The organism is Candidatus Merdisoma sp. JLR.KK006 (assembly GCF_036941035.1).
In the GTDB taxonomy this organism is placed as follows: domain Bacteria; phylum Bacillota; class Clostridia; order Lachnospirales; family Lachnospiraceae; genus Laedolimicola.
The window spans coordinates 1-1344 of sequence record NZ_JAYMNS010000082.1; the positions used below are offsets into that span (position 1 = coordinate 1).

General features: G+C 50.3%; 2 protein-coding genes. Both read left to right on the forward strand.

The window, feature by feature from the left end:
- Positions 1 to 685: 685 nt before the first annotated feature.
- The gene (locus tag VSQ61_RS22655; protein WP_016280881.1) at positions 686 to 1066 is read left to right on the forward strand and encodes a type II toxin-antitoxin system PemK/MazF family toxin; all 381 of its coding nucleotides are present in this window, start codon (positions 686 to 688) and stop codon (positions 1064 to 1066) included.
- Between the two features lie 51 nt (positions 1067 to 1117).
- On the forward strand, positions 1118 to 1321 hold the full coding sequence (locus tag VSQ61_RS22660; RefSeq protein ID WP_178819310.1) for an excisionase: 204 nt from the start codon (positions 1118 to 1120) through the stop codon (positions 1319 to 1321).
- Positions 1322 to 1344: the final 23 nt, after the last annotated feature.

The following is a 1344-nucleotide window of genomic DNA, read 5'->3' on the forward strand; positions in this document are numbered from 1 at the left end:
TTTAATTTGGAGAAAAACTGAGGATTTTGGTTCAGATAAACTAACGAATAACAGCACATCATGAAAATCCTGCAAAAGCTCAAAAAACTTTTGGAAAATTAAATTTTCCGTGCATAGCCCCCTCATTTTTTCCTTTGGAAAAGTGAGGGGGCTTTTCTACGGGCTTCCCCAAGCTCCTTGACAACCGAATACCCATTCACCAAATACATTCTCTTTGTGATTGTGATGAGCAAAAGCGTGTGCAGCGGTACGCCATGACCTGCCAAAAAGCAGAAGCGATGAAAGGTGGTGAGCGGAAATTACCGACTCAAAATATCGGGCAGCCCCCGATTTCGCCATGACCCGCAAAGAGGACAATGATACTCCCGTCCAGTCACAGTCCGAGCGGTAGCCAACCCGCCGCAGGCAATGAGGGCGGCTCTGTCAGACCGACAGTTGGGGTGCGATTCCCGTGGCGTCAGTTCGCTGCTGACCGTTTGGTGACTTCCCTTACGTTTAACGTATCCGCATTTCGGGGTGTCGAGGACAAATAGAAATGCTCCTATCATATCAAGCCAGATGCAGGGCGGTCTATGGAAACAGGGCTTTGTTTTTATGCCCCGCTGACCTTAAACACTCCCCTGTATCTGGCTGCTACATAGGCAGGAACCCCCTGCCTAAATCCAGATAGGAGGTCAAACACATAATGGAAAGGACTATCAAGCGTGGGGACATCTTCTACGCAGACCTAAATCCCATTGTCGGCTCCGAGCAGGGCGGCAGACGACCCGTACTCATCGTTTCTAACGACATAGGGAACACCCACAGCCCCACCGTCATCATTGTGCCAATCACGAGCCGAGTGCATACAAAGGCAAAGCTGCCCACACATACCGAGGTAGGCAGCTTCGAGGGGCTTGACAAGAACTCCCTCATCCTTGCAGAGCAAATCCGCACCATAGACAAGCGTAGACTGGAGAACTACATCGGCAGGCTCCCCGAAAGCATCCTGCCAAAGCTCAACCGCTCCCTCGCCGTCAGCATAGACCTGGCGGCAAAGGCAGCGGCAACAGAACAGCAACCCTAAGTGATGCTTGTGCCTACTCCGCACAGGCTTATTTTTTTGACAGGAGGTTTTATGAACTACGCAGAGGTTCCCATCTGGGAGAAATACACCCTCACAATCGAGGAAGCCGCAAAGTATTTCCGCATCGGGGAAAAGAAGCTCCGCCAGTTGGCGGACGAACACCCCAACGCCAACTGGCTGATTATGAACGGAAACCGTGTGCAGATTAAGCGAAAGCAGTTTGAAAAAATGATTGATTCTATGGAAGTCATATAGTTGCAACGAGCTGAAATATCGGT

What these genes read in the sequence shown, in the direction of transcription:
- VSQ61_RS22655 (WP_016280881.1), top strand. Translation starts at nt 686, where the DNA reads ATGGAAAGGACTATCAAGCGTGGGGACATCTTCTACGCAGACCTAAAT.
- VSQ61_RS22660 (WP_178819310.1), top strand. Translation starts at nt 1,118, where the DNA reads ATGAACTACGCAGAGGTTCCCATCTGGGAGAAATACACCCTCACAATC.